We start from the raw sequence: 22,343 nt of genomic DNA on the forward strand, positions 1-22,343 counted from the left end.
AGCCAAGTGAATTCTCCTTTTAGTAATGTATGGTAACTTTATTATATAGGAATTCACTGGCTTTTGTGTACATACAAAAAAAGGTGTCAGTGAGATTTCTCTCACCAACACCAAAAATTCAAGAACCTAAAAAGCGAGCAATTCACAATTTAAGTGAACAACTCGCCTGCTTATATGCTATTTGTTTTAATTTGTTTTCAATAAATTATATCCAGGATAAATAGTATTTCTTTTTCTTAATAAGTTTGGAACGATTTTGATGACTAAAATTTGGCCTGCACTTAAAAAGATACCTTTAATTAAGTTAAATGGTGCTACAACTGCCAGGATATAACCGAAGTAATCATCAATTGGGAAATTCAACACCGTTGTATAAATGGGCAATGCAACATAATAATTAATTAACGACATTGAAACAACTAAACCAACTGTCAGAGTAATACTCATTAAAACAGCTTTAAATTTCCAATTAACTTTCTTAAGCGAATTTAAAATAAAGTGTGTCGGAATAAACATGACAACTGAAGCAGTGAAACTCATGAAAGCCCCAATTGGAAAACCTGCCTGCCCACCTTGTAAAATATAGTTAATTGCATCCCTTATAAACGCGACTACAACAATACCAACTGGTCCATGAATTAACATTCCAACTAGAACAGCTAAATCACTAAAATCAATCTTTAGAAACGGTGCAGCTGGTAAAATCGGGAATTCAAAGAATCTCAAAATAACTCCCCAAGCACCTAATATAGCCAACAACATCATCGTTCTAACCTGTGATCTTTTTTGCATTTTTTCTTCTCCTTTTTCGTCCCAAGACTAAAAAAGTACGCCTTCTCACCCTAATTTTTCCCAGGGTAAAAAGACGTACTTTAAAAGAATATACTCAAAAAAAGTGTATATCATTTAATCTTCTTCCATCCAGACTTTACTGTCGGTACTGGAATTTCACCAGATCAGCTCGATGCCTCGAGTTCGTGGACTTTACCACCGGTCGGGAATTACACCCTGCCCTGAAGACGTATTGTATTTTATTTAATTATATCTTAGCATATTCATTTGAATATGGCAAGTCCTTTGTGAATAATCACACAAAATTTTGAAGCTTAATCATCTAAAGCAATTTTCTTTAACTTATCCACTTCAAAAGCTGTTAAATCACGCCACTCGCCTGGCTGTAAAGTACCTAAATCTAAGAATGAAAATCTTTCACGTTTCAAGCGATATACTTCATGCCCTACGGCTTCGAACATATTTTTCACTTGGTGATTCCACCCTTCATGTATTGTTAACTGTACAACGGATGTTTTCTTGTCTTTATTTGTTGAAATAACTTTCGCACGGGCTTTAGAAGTTTTCTTACCGTCAATCATAACACCTTGCTCTAATTTAGTCAGTGCTTTTGTGTCAACAATACCGTTGACCGTTGCAATATATACTTTATCAATATTATAGCGTGGATGAGTTAATAAGTTCGCAAAATCACCATCATTTGTTAATAAAATTAATCCAGTTGTATCAAAATCTAATCGTCCAATAGGATAAATACGTTCTTCTACACCATGAATAAAATCCACAACTACTTGACGGTCAGTGGGATCACTCACAGCACTGATAACGTTTTTTGGTTTATATAACATAATGTATTTTGGTTCTTCTTTATAAATTGGAACGCCATCTACTTCAATAACATCCGTCTTAGATACTTTTGTACCTAGTTCCGTTACTAATTCACCATTTACTTTTACATGTCCATCTACGATTAAATCTTCACTTTTACGACGACTTGCGACACCCGCATTCGCCATTGCTTTTTGTAATCTTTCCATTTAGTTACTCATCCTCATTCTGATTATTTTCTTCGTCATATAATTCAATTGGCCATTCTTTCAAGTCAAACAATTCTTCGGAGGAAAGTTCTGCATTTAATGCAATGGGTTCAATTTCTGGTAAATCATCTAATGTCTTTAAACCAAAATAATCCATAAAGTAATCGGTTACCCCATATAATACGGGACGCCCCGGTGCTTCAATCCTTCCAATTTCTTTGATCAAATCTCGAGATATTAGTTTCTGGATTAAACTACTCGAAGAAACTCCTCTGATCTCGTCAATAGCCATACGCGTAATTGGTTGGCGATAGGCTACGATTGATAAAGTTTCAATCGATGCTCTTGTTAAGTTTTGTGAAAATGGAGCTTGAGCATATTTTTCTACATCTTCTGCCAATTCTTTTTTTGTAATTAATCGGTATCTTTGATTGAAATTGACAACTTCAAGCGCTGATGAATCATCCGTTTGAAAATTAAGTTTTAACTGTTCAAGACAGTCGTCAATGTTACTTATTGGCTCTTCTAAACTTTGAGCCAACTCTTGCCGACTCACTCCGTCATCACCTGCTACAAATAATATACCAAATACTCTCTTTATTAACTCATTCACAAATCTTACTCCTCTAATTTCTTCATTTGGATTGGATCATCTTTACTCTTTTGAAGAAAGATTAGATGTTGCTTTCTTACTAATTCCAACATCGCTAAAAATGTCGTTATAATTTCATTACGTGTTCCGTATTGGAAAAATTGATCAAGAGTCACTGAATCATTATCTGTATCAAATTGAAATGCGGCCATAATCTTATCCATCTGATCTGAGACCGTTAATGATTCATGTTGAATTTGCCTTTCAAGTGGTTCTCGACTCGCTGCTTTTTCAACAACACTGGCCATCGCCTCAGCTAAATCAGTCAGTGAAAGTGCATCTTCATCTAATGGGACAAATTCTTGATACGAACTTAAATCAGCCATCGGACGTGAAAATAGTCGCGCCCTCTCATCTTGTTTGATTTGTAATTGAGTCGCGACGGTTTGAAATTGTTGGTATAAAAGCAATTGTTGAACAAGAATATCTCGTGGATCGCCCTCATCGTAATCTTCTTCATAATCTGGACTTGGCTCAATCGGAAGTAAGATATTACTTTTAATCTCTAGCAACGTCGCAGCCATAACCAAATATTCTCCAATAATATCTAATTCTAACTCATTCATTGCCTCAATATACTTGATATATTGATTGGTTATCGCAGTCATGGGAATATCATTGATATCTACTTCCATCTGCTTAATCAAATGAAGTAGTAAGTCAAAAGGACCTTGAAATGACTCTAATTCAATTCTTAATTCTGTGTTTTGCAAACAATCTCCCCATTACATTCGTAAATTCTATAATGACTGATTATATTTTGTACTCCATTTAGCTAAGATATCCACCGTATTCATCGATCCAATAACCGTCGCATTAGGGTGTTGCTTACGCAGTAATTCATACATTTTATAACCGATACCTTCATCTCTGAAAGAAGGCACAACCGCAATTCGATGTACGATAATCGTTGTCGATGATGGTGTATCTTCATTTTGAGACTCTAACGTATTTTTTTCAATACATATTAATCCGATAAAATTATCACTTTCATCATTTTTATATAATAAAATATCAAAATTAGGATCCTCTCGGTATGACTCTAATAGATTGCTCATTTCACTTAAATTCGCTTTCTCATCGTCATAAGTATAAGAAAGTAACCCTAATATAATTTTTTCGTTTTTATTTTTTGAACTAATTAACATGGAAACCTCCTCGTCCCTTAATCACTTGAGTGATATTACCATGTTATGATAATTATTTCAAGAAATTGCATATTAAGTTGATTCTATATATGAACAAACACATTGAAAAAAGACATGATATACCTTTATAATTCAATTCGTTTTTTTAGTAGACATAGATATAAAATTGGCCACTTTCAAAACAAATCTTCTCATTATAAATTTACCCTGTCTTTTTCCAAATGCATTGGTTAAATTTGATTGATTAATTCTGTAATAAGTAATTTAAATCTTGGTTTTACTTTAGTAGAAACTTCTACAACTTCTTCGTGATTCAATGCAGCTTGCATACCAGCAGCTAGATTGGTAATACAAGAAATACCAAATACTTCTAAACCACAATGTTTTGCAACAATGGCTTCTGGTACAGTTGACATTCCAACGGCATCTCCACCCATCACGCGTGTTGCTTTTATTTCAGCAGGTGTTTCATATGTTGGTCCTGTAAACCAAGTATAAACGCCTTCTTTAATCGGGAAGTCATTATCTTTGGCAATGTCTTTTAATAATTGTTGACCGCGTTGACTATATGTTTCGGTCATGTCTACAAAACGTGGTCCATGTTCGCTAATATTTTGACCAATCAGTGGGTTAGAGCCCGTAAAGTTCAAGTGGTCAGTAATAATCATTAAATCACCTGGATTAAATGATTCATTTACTCCGCCTGCAGCGTTTGTAATAATAACTGATTCAACACCTAATTCTTTAAAGATACGCACAGGGAATGTTACTTTGTCTAAGTCATAGCCTTCATAATAATGAAAACGTCCTTTTAAAGCGATAACTTTTTTCCCAGCAAGTGTTCCATATACTAATTTCCCGTCATGTCCTTCAACTGTTGACACTGGGAAATTTGGAATATCTGAATAATCAAGTTGAATAGACTCTTCAATTTCATCAGCTAAATCACCTAAACCTGATCCTAAAATCAAGCCTACTTTTGGTTCTGTGATTCCTTTACTTTTAATATAATCAATAGCTTCTGTAAACATAGTTTATACCCCTTTTATTTTAATTGGTCTAAGAATGATTGTCCTTCTTCAGTTTGCTTCACTGAGAAGTTAGCAGAAATTGTCGCAGCGATATCACTGAAGTATGTTGCGTCTAATTCTTTCGGTTCTTTAATCGCTTTGCTATAAACTAATACTGGAACATATTCACGTGTATGATCGGTTCCAGAGAAAGTTGGATCATTTCCATGATCAGCAGTAATAATTAATAAGTCATTCTCTGCTAAGTGGTCAATCATTTCTGGAATGCGTGCATCAAAATCTTCTAATGCGTCTGCATATCCTTGTGTATTACGACGGTGACCGAATTTAGCGTCAAAATCAACTAGATTCGTAAAGCTCAAGCCTTTAAAGTCTTTATCCATCACTTTAATTAATTTGCCAACACCATCCATATTACTTTCAGTTCGGTGACCTTCAGTAATTCCTTGACCGTTAAAGATATCTTCGATTTTACCAATAGAAATAACATCAAAAGATTCGTCTTTCAAGTAATCTAAAGTTGTGTTTCCAAAAGGACTTAACGCGTAATCATGTCTATTACTCGTTCTTTCAAAATTACCCTCTTCACCTAGATATGGACGTGCAATAATTCGACCAATCATATAAGGATCTTCTAAAGTAATTTCTCTTGCGTACTCACAAATTTTGTATAATTCTTCTAATGGAATTACTTCTTCATGAGCGGCAATTTGTAGAACCGAGTCCGCTGATGTGTAGACAATTAAATCACCTGTTTCAATTTGGTGTTGCCCTAATTCATCTAAAATTTCAGTTCCAGACGCTGGTTTATTCCCGATAATTTTGCGCCCAGAAAAAGTTTCAATCTTCTCAATCAATTCATCTGGGAAGCCGTCCGGAAACACTCGGAATGGTTGGTCAATACGAAGACCCATGATTTCCCAATGTCCAGTCATTGTATCTTTACCTGCAGATACTTCTTCCAATTTAGTAAAATACGCAGTAGAGTTTTCAACTGGATCGATGCCTTTAAGTGGCGCTATATTACCTAACCCCATTTTTGTTAAGTTTGGTAATTTTAAACCAACCGTGTTTGCAATATTACCTAAAGTATTTGAGCCAACATCACCAAATTCTTTGGCGTCTGCTGCTTCTCCAATACCTACTGAGTCCATAACTAATAAATGTATTCTATCAAATGTCATATTTTTACTCCTTTAATCTATCGCTCTTGGAAATGAGTTACGATATATTTCTTGTAGTCGCTGTTTGGATACATGAGTATAAATTTGTGTGGTGGAAATGTCTGAATGACCAAGTAGTTCTTGTACCATTCTTAAATCGGCCCCATTCTCTAACAAATGTGTCGCAAAAGAATGGCGCAAAATATGAGGTGACACTTCGTGGTCGATTCCAGCCAAGTTCACATATTTTTTTAAATTTTTCCAAATTCCTTGACGGGTAAATTGTTTACCGCGTTGGGTTAAGAATAGAATGGTAGAATCGGTCGATTTTTTAGAATAAACTGGATAAACTTCCTCAAGATACTTTTTAATCCAAAATAGTGCTTCTTCACCGATGGGAATAATTCGTTCTTTATCCCCTTTACCGATTGTCTGTATAAAACCTAATTCCAAATGAAGTTCATTCATCTTTAAATGTGTTAATTCACTCACTCGCAAACCAGATGCATACATGACTTCTAAAATGGCGCGGTCACGAATACCATTATTAGTTTCCGCGTCCGGTGAGTCAAGTAAACGATCAATTTCTTTTGAACTCAACGTTTTTGGTAAATGTTTTCGATTCTTTGCCCCTTGGATTAGATCCATCGGGTTATGATCCATCTTTTGTTCCCTAATTAAATAATGGAAAAAGTTTTTTAAAGTCGAAATCATTCGATTCGTTGTACTTGCTGCAAATCCCGCTTTGTTTAGGCTTATAATATACAATTGGATTGTGTCTTTATTAATATTATTAATTTCGACAAGTTCCTGTTCATTAATAAATGTAACAAACTTCTTCAAATCTCTCATGTAACTTTGGATGGTGTTTTGTGATTTTCCTTGGTCAATCAATAAATAACGTTCGTAATCATCTATTAATTCATCCATTCAATCACTCCTATATTAATCCTTCAGAAAAATTCCTTTTTCCTTCTCTTGTGTAACACGGCCGTTCTTCATCAATCTTCCAACGGCACGTTTGAATTGTGATTTACTCAACCCTAAATAATTTTTGATTTCCTCAGGATCTGATTTATCGTGTAGAGGTAAGAATTTATCAGGTGTCTTACTTAAGACCGCATAAATCATTTCTGAATCATCATCTAATGCTTCAAAAGCACGTGGTTTCGCAGATCCATTTAAAGTACCATCTTTATGAACATGAATAATTCTTAATTGTACTGGCTCACCTACACGAAGTCGGTGTTCCATTTCACTTTCATGAACAAATATCTCGAAACCTTCGACAGATATCGCTTGAACACCCACACCTTTATTGCTTATTACTGTTGCACTAACTTCCTGATTCATCATACGGGCTGGTGCTTTGCGTTTTAATTTATTAAAATCCTCTTCTTGTGCTAGAACACCCCAAAAACGGTCTTTATTATCAACTTGATATGTTAAGTATAACTTATCTCCGTGACGAGGCCATTTTTTATTATCTTCTGGTAAATCATCCAGAGATACTACGACGTCTTTATTAATTAAACCAACATCAACGAAAATTCCAAGACTATATATTGATTGAATGACTCTTCCCCAACCATAATAACCTGGACGAATATCTGGTAATTCTACTTGCAAGATGTTCGTCTCGTCTTTATCTTGATAGATTAATCCCTCTACTATTTCACCATTTTCATAAGTTTCTTCAGTAGAATCCTTTGGGATAGTAAATGTAATCCCGTCTTTTTGGGCAAAATAATTTAGATCATTTTCATCTATAATTTTTGCTTCAATTATTTCTCCAAATTGAACCATTTAAGCCCTCCTTCTTATAATTTTTACTGCTATTTAATTTCTATTTTAACATAAAGTCGACATGGATTTCTTCTTAAACATCCATTATATATCCTTTATAATCTTTGTTACTTGTATTTTATGCGCAAATTCATAAAAAATGAGCACCATCAAATCGAAGTTAAAATACGTAGATTTGATGGTGCTCTTAATTAAAATGTAAGATTAGATACTTACTGTTGCTCCACGGTAAATGCGTCCACGACGAGCATCTACTGTAACTAATTCGTCAGCTTTAATTGAAGATAATGCTCCTTCAACTGCAACAATAACTGGAATTCCACGTTCAAGTCCAACAACTGCAGCGTGAGAAGTAATTCCACCTTCTTCAACAATAATTGCTCCAGCTTTATTGATTGCTTCAGAGTAATCAGCATCTGTGTTTTTAGCAACTAATACTGAACCAACAACTGTTTTAATATTTGCTTCTTCAGCAGAGTTTGCAATAACAGCTTTACCGATGTAGTTTCCGCTACCAACACCTTCACCTTGCCCTAACAATGTTCCGATTAATTGGATCTTCATTAAGTTAGTTGTACCAGATTCAGTTACTGGAACACCTGCAGTGATGATAATTAAGTCACCTTCATTTGCAAAGCCTTTTTCTTGAACCAATTGAGTTGCTGAGTCTAACATCTCATCTGTTGATCCTGGTGCTTCGATTTCGAAAGCTTGTACTCCCCATGTTAATGTTAATGAACGACTAATTTCGTTATCGAATGTCGCTGCAATAATATTAGCTTGTGGACGGTATTTAGAAATCATTTGAGCAGTATGTCCAGAACTTGTCGCTGCTACAATTGTATTAATAGCTAAGTTACGTGCAGTATGTCCTACAGCTTGACCAATCGCTTCAGTTAAGTCACGTTTGTCATATTCTTTAAGAGTAACCGCATCTTGACCAACTAATGCTTCTTCAGTACGTAATGCAATACTTGACATTGTTTTAACAGCTTCAACTGGGTAATCACCTGCGGCAGTTTCACCTGATAACATGACAGCGTCTGTTCCATCAAAGATTGCGTTCGCAACGTCTCCGGCTTCGGCACGTGTTGGACGAGGATTACTTTGCATTGAATCTAGCATTTGAGTTGCAGTAATTACAACTTTACCTGCTTCATTACATTTTTTGATGATGTGTTTTTGCACAATTGGAACTTCTGGCGTTGGGATTTCTACCCCTAAGTCACCACGTGCAACCATGATACCATCAGAAACTTCTAAAATTTCATCTAAGTTGTCTACACCTTCTTGGTTTTCAATCTTAGAAATAATCTTAACATTAGGACGTCCTTCTTCTTCAAGTACTTGACGAATTTCCATAACGTCTGATGCACGACGTACGAAACTTGCTGCAATAAAGTCAGCTCCTTCGCGTACTCCGAAACGAATATCTTTTTCATCTTTTTCAGTAATACCTGGTAAGTTAAGTGAAACGTTAGGTACGTTTACACCTTTACGAGATTTAAGAATTCCGTTGTTTTGGATTTCTGTTACGATGTCGCCATTTTCATGGTCGATTTCAGTAACTAATAAATCAACTAAACCATCATCTAATAAGATGTGTCCGCCAACTTTAACGTCATTAATTAATTGGTCGTAAGATACAGAGAATCTTTCTTCGGTACCAGCAACTTCTTCCATAGAAATTCGAACAGTTTTACCTTTTTCTAAAGTAACGATATCTGTTGCCATTAAATGAGTTCTGATTTCTGGTCCTTTAGTATCTAATAAGATACCTACGTTTTGTTTAGTTGCTTCACGAGCAGCTTTTAAAGTGTTGAAACGAACTAATTGCTCTTCATGATCACCATGTGAGAAGTTAAAACGAGCAACGTTCATTCCAGATTCAATTAATTGCTCCATTGTTTCTTGAGCGTCACTTGCTGGTCCTAAAGTACAAACAATTTTAGTTTTTTTAATATTCATTGATATTATTTCCCCTTTTAATTAAATTTAGTTTCCACGATCAGTTAATTCTTGATTTAATTGGAATAGATCTTGTCTAACATGGTGTTCAGTTTTTTCTAAAGTTTCTACAATATCAAATACAGTTAATTGCTCTTCACGAACACCTAAGTAGATAGCTTTTTGACCTTCGATTAATAAATCAACAGATCGAGCTCCCATTAATGTTGCGAAAACACGGTCACGTGCAGTAGGTGTTCCACCACGTTGGATATGTGATAATGTAACACCGCGGACACTTTGATCCGGCGCTAATACTTGGAATTGTTCAACGAAATTGTCAACATCCATCGCCCCTTCAGCTAGAACAACAAGTGAATAATCTTTACCTGCTGAGCGTCCTGCTTCCGTACGGCGAACAACATCTTCAATTAAAAATTCTTCTTCAGGTATAATAATTGCATCTGCACCCGCAGCTACTCCCGCCCAAATCGCAATATCTCCGGCGTGTCTTCCCATTACTTCTACAACAAAAGTACGGTTATGTGAAGCAGCCGTATCTGAAATTTTATCGATCGCGTCTAAGGCGACACTGACAGCTGAATCAAATCCAATAGTGTATTCTGTTCCAGGGATATCATTATCGATTGTTCCTGGAATTCCTACAGCTGGGAAACCTAATTTAGATAAACTTAAAGCTCCGGCAAATGATCCGTCACCACCAATAACCACTAAAGCATCAATACCAAATTTTTCTAATTGGCTAATTGCTTTTTCTTGATACTCTTTGTGTCTAAATTCAGGATAGCGTGCTGAATATAACATTGTTCCCCCACGGCGAATGTTATGATGCACATCTGAGAGTGTTAGTAGTCGGAAATCCCCTTCTACTAAACCACGATAACCATAGTATACTCCATAAACTTCTAAACCATGATGAATCCCCTGCTCAACAACTGCACGAACAGCTGCGTTCATACCAGGTGCATCACCACCACTTGTTAAAACGGCAATACGTTTGATTTCCATTTTCCACCTCTAATTCAATAATACAGATTGGTAAGATTTTTACCACTGCCGTTATTTTATCATTATTCATATATAAAGTCATATCATTTCATTTCTTTTTTTATGAAAGCAGCGTTTTCATTTTCATTTCATTGCTTTAACATCAGTAATTCAATGATTTATTTAAAAACTACCCGTTCTTGACCGAAGATTTCTTTCAGTTGTTGTTGCACTCGGTAACTATAACTAATCGTATAGGGCGAATCTAATTGAATTGTTCGTCGATTTCGGTCCACTAAAATGATATCTGCTGGCCCAAAATTGTCCAAGGCTAATTGCTTCACATTCTCAATTTTTGCTTGGTCTTGAGCGAAATCTTCTATTTGTATAAAACAACGACGAATGGTATTCGTTTGTTGCGGTGTTTTCTGATTATTTTTATATTCACTGACGGGTTTTAATGCATCAACGACGATTTGTAAATTTTCGCGCCGGTCAACACCTACCGTACCTTCGACAATTAATATATTATTCTCTTTCAGTAATTGCATACTTTTTTGATAAATCGTTGGGAAAACAACCACATCAACAGAGTAGAATTCATCCCCAATTGTAGAGAAAGCCATTAAATCATTTTTCTTAGTTCGAATTACTTTTACATTTTGAACCATCGCAATCAGTTTTATTTTTTTCTTTAATGGTGACTTCAAGGCTTGGGAAATATTAATAAAATCTGGATCATTTTCAATAATATCTTTATAAGCGTCAAGTGGATGCCCAGAAATCGTAAATCCTAGAGCTTCTTTTTCGTAATTTAATCTTTCTATTAGTGAATAATCTTCTTTCCAATCAATTTTTGGTTCCATTTCTTGAAATAAATTAATATTTTGTCCACTAAACTCAACGGATTGAATCATGGCAGATAAATTGTGTACTAAAGTGGCTCGATTCGCTCCGAAACTATCAAAAGCTCCGGCATAAATTAATGGCGATATCATCTCTGCTTTTAATAACTTGAGTGGTAATCTTTGTAGAAAGTTTAATAGACTTTTATATGTCCCCATTTGACTTCGATCTTCCAAGATGTGGTCAATAAGCTCACCTCTCACACCATTAACTGAATTAAACCCGATACGCAATCCTTCATCAACATTAAATCCTGCCCCACTTTTATTTATATCCAATGGTAATAACTTTTGTAATCTATGTTTGGCTTCTTGAATATAATGATTATAGGATGTTGATTGTGAACGTCCATTGTTCAGTATCGCTTGATAAAATTCTTCTGTATAATTGGCTTTTAAATAAGCTAATTGATAGGCTAATGTTGAGTAAACAACTGCATGTGCTCGGTTAAACCCGTAATTACTAAATTCATATATATAATTGTAAACTTCTTTAGCAGCGTGCTCTGTATGACCTTTATTGATTGCTCCATTGACAAAGTGTTCTCGTTCTTTCTCCATGACATCTACTTGCTTTTTCCCCATAGCGCGACGTAATATATCCGCTTCTCCTAGAGAAAATCCAGCCATATCAACAACAATCCGCATGACTTGCTCTTGATAGACGATAATTCCATAAGTCGTATTCAATATAGGTTCCAGGACATCATTAACGTACTCAATTTTTTCTTTGCCATGCTTTCTTCGAATAAAAGAATCAATTTGTTTCATAGGACCTGGTCGATACAGGGCGTTAACAGCGACAATACCTTCAAAGTTTTCTGGCTTCAGTCGTTTTAAAACATCTTTAATTCCGTCTGATTCAAACTGAAACACACCATTTGTATCGGCTTCTTGAAACAGTTTAATCGTTTCAAAATCATTCATCGGAATGTCCTGGGCTAAGATATCGATGTTTTTATTTGTTTTAATATTACGGATAATATTATCTAGAATTGTTAAGTTTCTTAATCCTAAAAAATCCATCTTCAGTAAGCCCATTTGTTCGACATCGTTCATTGTAAACTGTGTGATCAACAAGTCATTCTCACGGTCTTTAACGGGAATAATCGAATCAAGCGGAAAATCATTAATCACTACTGCTGCCGCATGGGTTGAGTTATGTCGAGGCAACCCTTCGATAGTTTGTGCCGCTTTAAAGATGTCTCGATTAAATTCGCTTTCTGAAACAATTGCTTGTAAGGAATTGGATTCTTTGACTGCTCGCTCTAAGGTCATTAACTGATTTTGATCAGATGGTATGGCTTGCGACCAGCGTTTTAATTGGTCACTATCCGCTCCAATGACACGTAAAGTATCTCGAACCGAAGCTTTCGCACCAAAGGTTCCCATCGTCACAATTTGAGCCACTTGCTCATGCCCATATCTCTTTTGGATGTATTTTAATACTGATTCTCTTTTATTATCTGGAATATCAATATCAATATCGGGCATATTATATCGTTCAGGGTTTAAAAATCGTTCAAATAATAAATCAAATTCGATAGGGTCAACTAGAGTAATTTGTAATAAATAGCTGACTAATGAACCCGCTGCAGAACCCCTACCTGGTCCAATACGAATATTTTTCTCGTGACAATATTTAATAATATCCCATACAATTAAGAAGTAATCACTGAAGCCCATTCGGTCAATGACTTGTAATTCATGATTTAATTGTTGGATATATATTTCATCTTGACCCTTACCAATGGTATCTAGTTGTTTGAAAGTCAATGCTTTGACATATTCCGCTGACGTTAAATTATCAGGGGCTTGATACTTTGGTAAATAAGATTGGCTCGAATCAATAGACACATTCAATGTTGCTACGAGTTTTTCTGTATTATCCCAAACTTCTTGTAATCCGTTATCAACATACATTGATCGAAGTGTTTCTTTTGGAAATAAGAAGTTTGATCCTTTTGAATACCTTAGTGAATGATCAATCGTTTCATTGTCTTTAATGGCTTCAAGGATTTGTAAACTGAAAGCTTCATCTACATTTAATGAATTCACTAATTGAGCTGCCACTTGTTGGATATGATTTGCTTGAGCAAAATGTGACAACATCTCAACTTCGGATTTATTGTATGGATAGATGGTCATTCCCATAAATACATGATTTTTCCCGAATACTTGATTAAGATACGTCACTATTTCTCTGCCATGATTGTCATCTTCATGAATAATGGCTTGTTCCATCTCACTCAGTCTTCCCGATGATATATATACTAAATCAGTGGCTTGTTGTTCAAGATAAGTCCAAACGTCTAAATCATCGATGTGATTATTTTCAACCATTCTTGATATTTTAATTAGATGGTGATAACCCGCTTCACTCTTTGCATAGAGCATAAATGGGTAACGCTCGTCTTGTCTGATACCGCCAATTAATGTAAGGTTTAAACCTATTAAAGGCTTTAAACCCATTTTATTCGCGCGTTTATAAAATTGTAACGCTCCATGAAGCACTTGATTATCAGCTAAACCAATCGCATCATAACCTAACCGTTTCGCTTCTTTAATATAATCATTGATTCTTAACGTACTACTCAAAAGTGAATACTCACTTTGTACATTCAATAACATCGGATCACCTCCTAATCATTCTCGTCAATATCATACCATATCACTCCTATTCCCTCTATCCTCAATCTTTGAGCGAGAAAAAACGCCTTGTTGGTTTTATCCAACAAAGCGCTCTAATTTACTTACAGAATTAACATCGCATCTCCAAAACTAAAGAATCGATATTCATTGTCTACCGCATGTCTATAAGCTTGCAGTGTTCGTTCTCGATTATAGAAGGCACTGACTAGCATAACTAGCGTCGATTGAGGTAAGTGGAAGTTCGTTATTAAATGATCCACCGCTTGAAACTCATAGCCAGGAGTAATAAAGATGGAAGTCCATCCTGAGCCTGCTTTAATGTCTCCATTATTATCGTGAGCAATGGTTTCTAAAGTTCTGACTGAGGTTGTTCCAACCGCAACAATTTTTCCACCGTTGTCTTTTATTTTATTAATGCGTTTAGCACTTTCAGCACTTAAATTATAAAATTCAGCGTGCATTTCATGCTCTTCAAGCTTCTCTACCGATACAGGTCTAAAAGTTCCTAAACCAACATGTAACGTTAATGGAATAATTTCGATTCCTTTTTCTTTTGCTTGATCAAATAACTCATTCGTAAAATGTAGACCCGCTGTTGGAGCTGCGGCTGATCCGTTTTCTTTTGCATAAACCGTTTGATAACGATCTGGATCTTCGAGTCTTTCTTTGATATAAGGTGGCAGTGGCATTTGACCTAATGTTTCTAATATTTCTAAAAAGACACCTTCGTATTCAAATTCAATAATACGTCCACCATGATCTAACTCTTCTTTAACTACTGCGCGAAGTTGAGCTTCTTTACCAAATTCGATGACCGTTCCAACTTTAGCACGACGAGCGTGTTTCACTAACACTTCCCATTCGTTCCCTTGAGTATTATTTAGAAGTAATACTTCTAAATGTCCACCAGTATCTGGTTTCACACCAAAGATGCGTGCTGGAATCACTCGCGTCTCATTGACTACTAAAGCATCTCCAGGGTTTAAATAATCTAAGATATGTTTAAAGTCAGTGTCTTCAAGTGTGTCATCTTCTCTATTAAGAACTAAAAGTCGCGAAGCGCTTCGGTCTTCTAGGGGTGTTTGAGCAATTAAATGCTCTGGTAATTCATAATCAAAATCTTTTGTCGTTAACATTCTATTCCTCTTTCGTTTCCATCCATGGGTAGCCTAAGTGTTCATAAGTTTTTTTAGTTGCCACTCGGCCTCTGGGTGTTCTTTGGATAAAGCCGTTCTGTAATAAGTACGGCTCGTACATATCAATGACTGTCTCAGTATCTTCACTGATGTTTATCGCAATCGTACTTAAGCCGACCGGTCCACCATCATACAATTCAATCATAGTTGACAGTAATTTACGATCAACTCCATCAAGTCCGTACTCATCAATATCAAGGACTTGCAGAGATTCATCTGTCACTGATTGAGTTATTCTACCATTACTTTTAACTTGTGCAAAATCTCGCACACGTCTAAGTAAACGATTCGCAATACGGGGTGTCCCTCGGCTTCTTAAGGCAATTTCTTGAGCGCCATGATCATCAATCTCAATTTGGAAGACATTCGCTGTTCGATTAACAATCGCTTTTAAATCATCCGTATTATAATATTCCAAATGAGACACAATCCCAAATCGGTCTCTTAAAGGTTGCGAAAGCATTCCTGCTCTCGTTGTTGCTCCAATCAGTGTGAACGGTGGCAATTCAAAGTGGATTGGCTGACTTGCTGAACCTTGTCCAATAACAATATCAACAAAATAATCTTCCATCGCAGAATACAATACTTCCTCTATAATACGAGGCAGCCGATGAATCTCATCGATAAAGAGAACGTCTCCTGGATTTAACTCATTCAATATTGCTAATAAATCCCCAGGTCTTTCTATGGCTGGCCCACTCGTTGTTTGTATTCCGACTTCTAACTCATTCGCAATAATCATCGCTAATGTTGTTTTACCTAAGCCTGGAGGGCCATAAACTAAAATATGGTCTAACGCTTCTTCACGCATTTTAGCTGCTTGTAAATAGACTGATAATTCTTTTTTTAATTTGTCTTGACCAATATAATCTTTGAGTAATTTTGGTCGAAGCAGTAATTGCTCTTGCATTTCTTCTGCTTCATTTAACGGTTCGTTTTGTAAAATACGGTCTTCATGACTCATACTCTGCCCTCCTTGTTAGTTTTTAATTAATAATTTGAAGGCATAACTCAAGCCGTCTTGGGTTGAGTTAAACTGCTCAGCTTTTATCGCTTTCTCAACGCGTTTAATTTCACGTTGCGAGTAACCAAGGCCTTCGAGCGCTTCGATGACTTTCTCATTAATCTCATCTGATGCACTTGTGTTTTGTGTTGTGTCACTCTTAGCTACTTCAGAGGCAAAGTCTAATTGTCCTCTCAAGTCTAGGACCATTTGCTGGGCTGTCTTTTTACCCACACCTGGAAACTTCGTGAGATATTGGCTGTCTCCTGATTCAATCGCTTGAATTAAGCCATCATGATCATCTAAAGCTAAGATAGATAAAGCACTTTTAGGTCCAATCCCGGACACTTTATTCAACTTGTGGAACAATTGTTTTTCATTCGCATCATAAAAACCGTATAAAGTCATTGAATCTTCTCGAGTAACTAACTCAACTTGACATTGAACTGTTTGACTTAAGTAGTCTTGCCAACGAAAAGGATTGGCTGTAATAATTTTATAGCCAATCCCATTAACATTGATAACAATATATTGTGGTGTAACAGAGTATAATATTCCTTCTATAAATTCATACATAGTCTAATTACTCCACCTGGCTTTTGTATTCACTGTAACCCGCTTCATCCATCTCTTCAAAAGGAATGAATTTTAATGAGGCTGAGTTAATACAATAACGTAAGCCACCTTGATCTTGTGGCCCATCGTTAAATACATGTCCTAGATGTGAATCAGCATCGGTACTTCTCACTTCAGTTCTAACCATCCCATGACTTAAATCAGTATTTTCGACAATATTTGTCTTCGTGATTGGTTGTGAGAATGATGGCCATCCGCAACCCGCATCATATTTAGTACTACTTGAGAATAAAGGTTCACCACTTACGATATCTACATAAATGCCTTTTTCATAAAAGTCATCATACTCACCCGTGAAAGGTCTTTCTGTTCCTTCGTTTTGTGTTACTTGATATTGAGTTTCATTTAAATTTTTAATTTGTTCTTGATAATCTAATTTAGCCATTATCTTCACTCCTATTTTACGTATTTAAGATATTCGCTATATCCTTTTTCTTCCATCTCTTCTTCAGGAATAAATGTTAATGCCGCTGAGTTTATGCAATAGCGCAGGCCACCTAGCTCTTCGATTCCATCTGGGAATACATGACCTAAGTGTGAATCAGCATCGGAACTTCGGATTTCAGTACGTTTACGGTTCAAGCTGAAATCATCATGTTCAGTAACAAATGATTCTTCAATTGGTTGTGAAAATGATGGCCAACCGCAACCCGCATCATACTTATCTGAACTTGAGAATAATGGTTTCCCACTGACGATATCAACGTAAATACCTTTTTCATAGAAATCATCATATTCTCCAGTAAATGGTCGTTCCGTTGCGCTCTCTTGTGTCACCTTGTATTGTAATTCATCTAATTTATTAATGTTTTCATTGTATTTTTCTGCTTTACTCATCTAAATACCCCTCTCTCGTGTGTATCTTGGATTCGTTTGAATAGTTTCTCTAAAGTGTTTTGATCAAATTCGACAAACACTGGGCGTCCATGTGGACAATGATATGGATCTTCTAATCCATCCAGTCCATGAATTAAAGCGATCGCTTGTTTATCATCTAAATAATGATTCGCTTTAATCGCGCCCCGACAACTTTGCATAATAATTGACCGTTCTTTTAATTCTTGAACTGTCAGATTCGGTTGCTTATTCAATAGTTCTACTAAATCCGTTACTAATCCTTCGACCTCTTCATAATACAACCAATCCGGATAACTTTCCAACTTGTAGCTTGTAGGTCCCATCAATTCTAAATAAAGACCTAATTTCTCGAATTGTTCTTCTAATTCGCTAATAATTTCCATTTCACTTGTCGTAAAATTGATAATAATTGGCATAAGCAGCTGTTGCTGAATTGAAACGTCGACTTCTTCGTTCATTAAGTCTTCATAACGGATGCGTTCTTGGGCCGCATGTTGGTCAATTAAATAAAATCCTGTCTCATTTTCTGCAATTAAATAAGTTCCATGAATTTGACCGACATATCTTAAACTGTAAAAATCTAAGGAATATCGTTTGCTTTCTTCTACAGGCTGCTTATTTGTTGTCGAAGGATCGAAGTCAGTCGTTTGAATTGTTTCGTTCGTTGGTTCGCTTCGCTGATAGTTTACTTCAGTCGGTTCTCCAATGGAGCTACTTCGATTTGAGTCATTATTATTGAGTGCATTTTGCAATTGCTCTTTATAATCTGTCAGTTTCGCTTCGGGCTCTGTATCTTGACCCCTGTTTGGTTCGTTATTTGTTGATGGTGTTTTTTGCGTAAAGTTAAACTGAACTGGATCATAATTTGTATTGTTTCTATTCACATTGGGCAAATCACTTTCTTCTAAAGAAGGGATTGGATTGACTACATCTAACGTTCTGTGCACCGCTTGTGTAATTAACTCACTTAATTCATCTTCCTTACTTAAGCGCACCGTTTGCTTAGTTGGATGAACATTTACATCGACCAGTCTTGGATCGAGTTGAATGCGAATAATGGCGATGGGGTAACGTCCAATCATCAATTGTCTACCATAAGCTTTGATTAATACTTCATCTAACATATAACTCTTCACTGAACGACCGTTAATAATCCAATGGATATATTGTTTGCTCGTACGAGTTAAAGTAGGTTTAGAAATGAAACCATTGATCGAGAAATCATCCGATTCGCTTTGGATTGGAATTAAATCTCTTGCTAATGCAGGTTGATACACACTCGCAATCACTTGTTGAAGATTATCGTTTCCATGACTGGCGAAAATCTCCTGACCATTGTGAGTCAGTTTAAACCGAATGTTAGGATAAGCTAAAGCAATATTTTGGATGAATTTTAAGGAATGACTTAATTCTGTCTTGATCGTCTTTAAATGTTTAAGTCGCGCAGGTGTATTATAGAATAAACTATTCACTTCCACCGTTGTACCGATCTTCGCTTGAGTCAATCCTTCTTCAATGATCTTAGACCCTTCTATCTCAATAAAATGCCTACTATCGTCATCTTCTGTCATTGACTCGACACGAACTTTACTTACAGAACCAATACTTGCTAGAGCTTCTCCACGGAAACCTAAGGAATTGATATTGAATAAATCTGTTGTTTCGTAAATCTTACTTGTCGCATGTGCCATAAACGCCATAGGTAAATCTTCGGCAATAATCCCTTTACCGTTATCGCTCACTTTAATTTGTTGAATACCTGCTTCGATTAATTCAACAATAATTTGTGTACTTTCTGCATCGATAGCATTTTCCACTAATTCTTTTACTACTGAGGCAGGTCGTTCAACGACTTCCCCAGCAGCAATTTGATTCGCTAAAAAGTCTGGCATTTGCTTGATAATTCCCACAATATCACCTCCAAATAAATACTATAGTTCTTGATGCCATTCATAAAGTTTTTGCATCGCTTCAATGGGTGTCATTTGATTAATATTCAACGAACGTAAATCATCCATAATAGATTGAATATTATCTGGTACCTTTTCTTGTACTAATTCAACTTCTCGCTCAGCGAATAAATCTAATTGGACTGCCCCAGATTCACGTAAGTTTTTCGCATTGGATTCAAGTTCAACTAAAATTTCTTGACTCTCTTCTAAGACGCTCTCTGGTAAGCCAGCTAGTTTAGCTACGTGGATACCGTAACTTTTATCTGCCGGTCCATCCAGCACTTTATGTAAGAAAATTAAATTTCCTTCGTATTCTTGCGCGCCAACGTGAATATTTTTTACTTCATCAATCGACTTATCTAATTCAGTCAGTTCATGATAGTGAGTTGAGAATATAGTCAGTGCTTTAACGTTTTTTGCGATGTATTTAATAATCGCTTCAGCTAAAGCCATCCCATCAAAGGTCGCTGTTCCACGTCCTATCTCATCAAATAATAGTAAACTATTCTCTGTCGCTTCTTCTAAAGCCACATTCGTCTCCATCATCTCAACCATGAATGTACTTTGACCACTCGTCGTGTCATCTGAACTTCCAATACGTGTAAAGATTTTGTCTACGATTGGCAGTTTTGCTCGTTTAGCCGGAACAAAACAACCGATTTGGTTTAAAATAATACAAAATGCAATTTGGCGCATAAATGTACTTTTACCAGACATGTTAGGCCCAGTCAGTAAGAATAAAGATCGATCATCATCTGCCGATAACGAATTAGGTACAAAATTGGCTTTCCCAATTAAACTTTCGACAACTGGATGCCGTGAGTCTTCTAATTCAATTCTTTTAGCTTCATGGGTTAATTCCGCTCGCACATAGTCTTCGGACTCACTAATATTAGCAAAGTTGACTAAGACATCGAGTGTAGCTACTTCATGAGCAAGTTCTTGTAAGCCGCTCACATATTTGGCTACATGTTCTCTCAGTGCAATAAATAAATCATACTCTAAAGACGTTGATTTCTCTTGGGCCCCAAGAATAGTAGCTTCAATTTCTTTCAGTTCTTCAGTAATATATCGCTCGGCATTTGTCAGCGTTTGTTTACGAATATAACGGTCATCATTAAAGTTCGCCGCTTGAAGTCGGCTAATTTCTATATAATAGCCAAATACTTTATTGTAACCGACTTTTAACGTTTTAAGGCCTGTCTGTTCACGTTCTCTCTTTTGTAGCTCTGAGAGCCATTTTTGACCGTTCTCCAAGGCGTCTCTATAGGTATCTAATTGTTCATTGACTTTGTCTTTTATAATATTTCCTTCAGTGATTGAAATGGGTGGATCGTCCACTAATACTGAATCAACATATTCTAATAACGGTTTATATTCATCTAATAATTTAAATGGCGTGCTATTCACGTCATTAGCTAAATGATTGTTTATGACTTCTAATATCTTGTTGATTCTAGGAATACCTTGTAATGAATTACGTAATTGATTTAAATCACGTGCTGTCGCATTTCCTAAACTGATTTTCGTTACGAGTCGTTCTAAATCATAGATTTGGCTCAAACTGTCCATTAAATCCACACGTTCAAAATAAAAGCCCATTAAGTTTTCAACTTTTTGATGACGATCAGTTAAATCATTCATATCAAGCAAAGGTTTATCTAACCATTGATGTAATTTACGACCACCCATGGCAGTTTTAGTTTTATCAATCAAGTCGAGTAAAGAACCTTTTTTCTTTTGCGAACGTAATGAGCGAGTCAATTCTAATTGTGACTTCGCATAGTAGTTCATTTGCATATATGAACTTAGTTCATAACGCTCGACTTCTTTAATATGCTCTAAATTAGTAATATAAATACTTTCTAAATAGCCATAAAGCATATTTAAGTTTATTAATTCATAATTGGTTGGTTCAGCTATCTTCCATGAATGTGTTAATTCATGACTACTTTCGAATAAAGTAAAGAAACTACCTAAATGTTGTTTTAATTTCTCTAATAATTCAGTATCAATCTTGGAATCAATGATCACCTCTGAAGGGTTAATTCCTTTGACTTCGTTTACTAATTGATTCCAGATAGTCGTTTTGGTTAAATATAATTCCCCTGTCGAGATATCAATGTAGCTTAAATAATAACCATTATCACCGATATGGATACACGCAAGATAATTATTTTCTTTTGTCGGAATCGCATCATCTTCAAGAATTGTCCCAGGTGTCACCACTCTGACGACTTCTCTTTTGACCATCCCTTTTGCTTGTTTAGGGTCTTCCATTTGTTCACAAATCGCGACTTTATAACCTGCTTCAATTAGGCGTTTTATATATTCTGTGGATGAGTGATATGGAACCCCGCACATTGGTATCGGATTATCAGCATTTTTATTTCTGGATGTTAAAGTGATTTCTAATATTTTCGATGCTTGGATTGCGTCCTCATGAAATAACTCATAAAAATCCCCTAAACGATAAAATAAGAATGCATCCGGATAACTTTCTTTAATCTTTAAATATTGTTCCATCATTGGCGTTTGTTTCGTCTTTTTTGCCATT

General features: G+C 35.9%; 19 protein-coding genes and 1 riboswitch. All 19 genes read right to left on the reverse strand.

The genetic code is table 11. The annotated features are described in order from the left end of the window. Positions 1–186 precede the first annotated feature (186 nt). A complete protein-coding gene (locus ACEN31_RS06250; RefSeq protein ID WP_138403713.1) occupies positions 187–792 on the reverse strand; it encodes an ECF transporter S component in 606 nt (201 codons plus the stop codon). Positions 793–905: 113 nt separating this feature from the next. Next, a riboswitch (FMN riboswitch) is annotated at positions 906–1,025 on the reverse strand. 81 nt (positions 1,026–1,106) lie between these two features. Beyond that, positions 1,107–1,829 (reverse strand): pseudouridine synthase, encoded by a 723-nt coding sequence (locus ACEN31_RS06255; protein WP_138403712.1) that lies wholly within the window; start codon positions 1,827–1,829, stop codon positions 1,107–1,109. Between the two features lie 4 nt (positions 1,830–1,833). Beyond that, positions 1,834–2,442, reverse strand: a complete 609-nt coding sequence (gene scpB, locus ACEN31_RS06260; RefSeq protein WP_138403711.1) for an SMC-Scp complex subunit ScpB — start codon at positions 2,440–2,442, stop codon at positions 1,834–1,836. 5 nt (positions 2,443–2,447) lie between these two features. Further along, positions 2,448–3,194, reverse strand: coding sequence for a ScpA family protein (locus tag ACEN31_RS06265; protein ID WP_138403710.1), 747 nt, complete (start codon positions 3,192–3,194; stop codon positions 2,448–2,450). 27 nt (positions 3,195–3,221) lie between these two features. Beyond that, the gene (locus ACEN31_RS06270) at positions 3,222–3,629 is read right to left on the reverse strand and encodes a GNAT family N-acetyltransferase (protein ID WP_197103291.1); all 408 of its coding nucleotides are present in this window, start codon (positions 3,627–3,629) and stop codon (positions 3,222–3,224) included. Between the two features lie 230 nt (positions 3,630–3,859). Next, the gene (locus ACEN31_RS06275; RefSeq protein ID WP_407108953.1) at positions 3,860–4,660 is read right to left on the reverse strand and encodes a purine-nucleoside phosphorylase; all 801 of its coding nucleotides are present in this window, start codon (positions 4,658–4,660) and stop codon (positions 3,860–3,862) included. A 14-nt stretch (positions 4,661–4,674) separates the two neighbouring features. Next, positions 4,675–5,844 carry a phosphopentomutase gene (gene deoB / locus ACEN31_RS06280; protein ID WP_407108954.1) on the reverse strand — a complete coding sequence of 390 codons (1,170 nt, stop codon included), beginning with the start codon at positions 5,842–5,844 and terminating at the stop codon, positions 4,675–4,677. 12 nt (positions 5,845–5,856) lie between these two features. Beyond that, a complete protein-coding gene (gene xerD, locus ACEN31_RS06285) occupies positions 5,857–6,753 on the reverse strand; it encodes a site-specific tyrosine recombinase XerD (protein ID WP_407108955.1) in 897 nt (298 codons plus the stop codon). 15 nt (positions 6,754–6,768) lie between these two features. Continuing rightward, positions 6,769–7,629, reverse strand: a complete 861-nt coding sequence (locus ACEN31_RS06290) for a S1 RNA-binding domain-containing protein (RefSeq protein ID WP_197103283.1) — start codon at positions 7,627–7,629, stop codon at positions 6,769–6,771. A 204-nt stretch (positions 7,630–7,833) separates the two neighbouring features. Further along, complete coding sequence (pyk, locus tag ACEN31_RS06295) at positions 7,834–9,591, reverse strand: pyruvate kinase (protein WP_407108963.1); 1,758 nt, start codon at positions 9,589–9,591, stop codon at positions 7,834–7,836. Positions 9,592–9,624: 33 nt separating this feature from the next. Then, a complete protein-coding gene (locus ACEN31_RS06300; RefSeq protein WP_407108964.1) occupies positions 9,625–10,599 on the reverse strand; it encodes an ATP-dependent 6-phosphofructokinase in 975 nt (324 codons plus the stop codon). 164 nt (positions 10,600–10,763) lie between these two features. After that, on the reverse strand, positions 10,764–14,120 hold the full coding sequence (locus ACEN31_RS06305) for a DNA polymerase III subunit alpha (protein ID WP_407108956.1): 3,357 nt from the start codon (positions 14,118–14,120) through the stop codon (positions 10,764–10,766). 122 nt (positions 14,121–14,242) lie between these two features. Continuing rightward, positions 14,243–15,277, reverse strand: coding sequence for a tRNA preQ1(34) S-adenosylmethionine ribosyltransferase-isomerase QueA (gene queA / locus ACEN31_RS06310; protein WP_138403703.1), 1,035 nt, complete (start codon positions 15,275–15,277; stop codon positions 14,243–14,245). A gap of 1 nt (position 15,278) precedes the next feature. Then, positions 15,279–16,301 (reverse strand): Holliday junction branch migration DNA helicase RuvB, encoded by a 1,023-nt coding sequence (ruvB, locus tag ACEN31_RS06315; protein ID WP_197103279.1) that lies wholly within the window; start codon positions 16,299–16,301, stop codon positions 15,279–15,281. A gap of 15 nt (positions 16,302–16,316) precedes the next feature. Then, positions 16,317–16,916, reverse strand: coding sequence for a Holliday junction branch migration protein RuvA (ruvA, locus tag ACEN31_RS06320; protein ID WP_138403701.1), 600 nt, complete (start codon positions 16,914–16,916; stop codon positions 16,317–16,319). 7 nt (positions 16,917–16,923) lie between these two features. Further along, positions 16,924–17,361, reverse strand: a complete 438-nt coding sequence (gene msrB / locus ACEN31_RS06325) for a peptide-methionine (R)-S-oxide reductase MsrB (protein ID WP_138403700.1) — start codon at positions 17,359–17,361, stop codon at positions 16,924–16,926. A gap of 11 nt (positions 17,362–17,372) precedes the next feature. Continuing rightward, positions 17,373–17,813, reverse strand: a complete 441-nt coding sequence (gene msrB, locus ACEN31_RS06330; RefSeq protein WP_407108957.1) for a peptide-methionine (R)-S-oxide reductase MsrB — start codon at positions 17,811–17,813, stop codon at positions 17,373–17,375. After that, a complete protein-coding gene (gene mutL, locus ACEN31_RS06335; protein WP_407108958.1) occupies positions 17,810–19,744 on the reverse strand; it encodes a DNA mismatch repair endonuclease MutL in 1,935 nt (644 codons plus the stop codon). The genes msrB (ACEN31_RS06330) and mutL overlap by 4 nt, the downstream gene beginning before the upstream one ends. 21 nt (positions 19,745–19,765) lie before the next feature. Further along, positions 19,766–22,342 carry a DNA mismatch repair protein MutS gene (gene mutS / locus ACEN31_RS06340; RefSeq protein ID WP_407108959.1) on the reverse strand — a complete coding sequence of 859 codons (2,577 nt, stop codon included), beginning with the start codon at positions 22,340–22,342 and terminating at the stop codon, positions 19,766–19,768. Position 22,343: the final 1 nt, after the last annotated feature.

The organism is Ruoffia sp. FAM 26255 (assembly GCF_045528525.1).
In the GTDB taxonomy this organism is placed as follows: domain Bacteria; phylum Bacillota; class Bacilli; order Lactobacillales; family Aerococcaceae; genus Ruoffia; species Ruoffia tabacinasalis.

Coding starts and splice junctions, on each gene's coding strand:
- deoB (WP_407108954.1), bottom strand. CDS start 5,844: ATGACATTTGATAGAATACATTTATTAGTTATGGACTCAGTAGGTATT.
- msrB (WP_138403700.1), bottom strand. CDS start 17,361: ATGGCTAAATTAGATTATCAAGAACAAATTAAAAATTTAAATGAAACT.
- xerD (WP_407108955.1), bottom strand. CDS start 6,753: ATGGATGAATTAATAGATGATTACGAACGTTATTTATTGATTGACCAA.
- ruvA (WP_138403701.1), bottom strand. CDS start 16,916: ATGTATGAATTTATAGAAGGAATATTATACTCTGTTACACCACAATAT.
- ACEN31_RS06250 (WP_138403713.1), bottom strand. CDS start 792: ATGCAAAAAAGATCACAGGTTAGAACGATGATGTTGTTGGCTATATTA.
- ACEN31_RS06305 (WP_407108956.1), bottom strand. CDS start 14,120: ATGTTATTGAATGTACAAAGTGAGTATTCACTTTTGAGTAGTACGTTA.
- mutS (WP_407108959.1), bottom strand. CDS start 22,342: ATGGCAAAAAAGACGAAACAAACGCCAATGATGGAACAATATTTAAAG.
- ruvB (WP_197103279.1), bottom strand. CDS start 16,301: ATGAGTCATGAAGACCGTATTTTACAAAACGAACCGTTAAATGAAGCA.
- ACEN31_RS06270 (WP_197103291.1), bottom strand. CDS start 3,629: ATGTTAATTAGTTCAAAAAATAAAAACGAAAAAATTATATTAGGGTTA.
- ACEN31_RS06275 (WP_407108953.1), bottom strand. CDS start 4,660: ATGTTTACAGAAGCTATTGATTATATTAAAAGTAAAGGAATCACAGAA.
- msrB (WP_407108957.1), bottom strand. CDS start 17,813: ATGAGTAAAGCAGAAAAATACAATGAAAACATTAATAAATTAGATGAA.
- queA (WP_138403703.1), bottom strand. CDS start 15,277: ATGTTAACGACAAAAGATTTTGATTATGAATTACCAGAGCATTTAATT.
- ACEN31_RS06255 (WP_138403712.1), bottom strand. CDS start 1,829: ATGGAAAGATTACAAAAAGCAATGGCGAATGCGGGTGTCGCAAGTCGT.
- ACEN31_RS06290 (WP_197103283.1), bottom strand. CDS start 7,629: ATGGTTCAATTTGGAGAAATAATTGAAGCAAAAATTATAGATGAAAAT.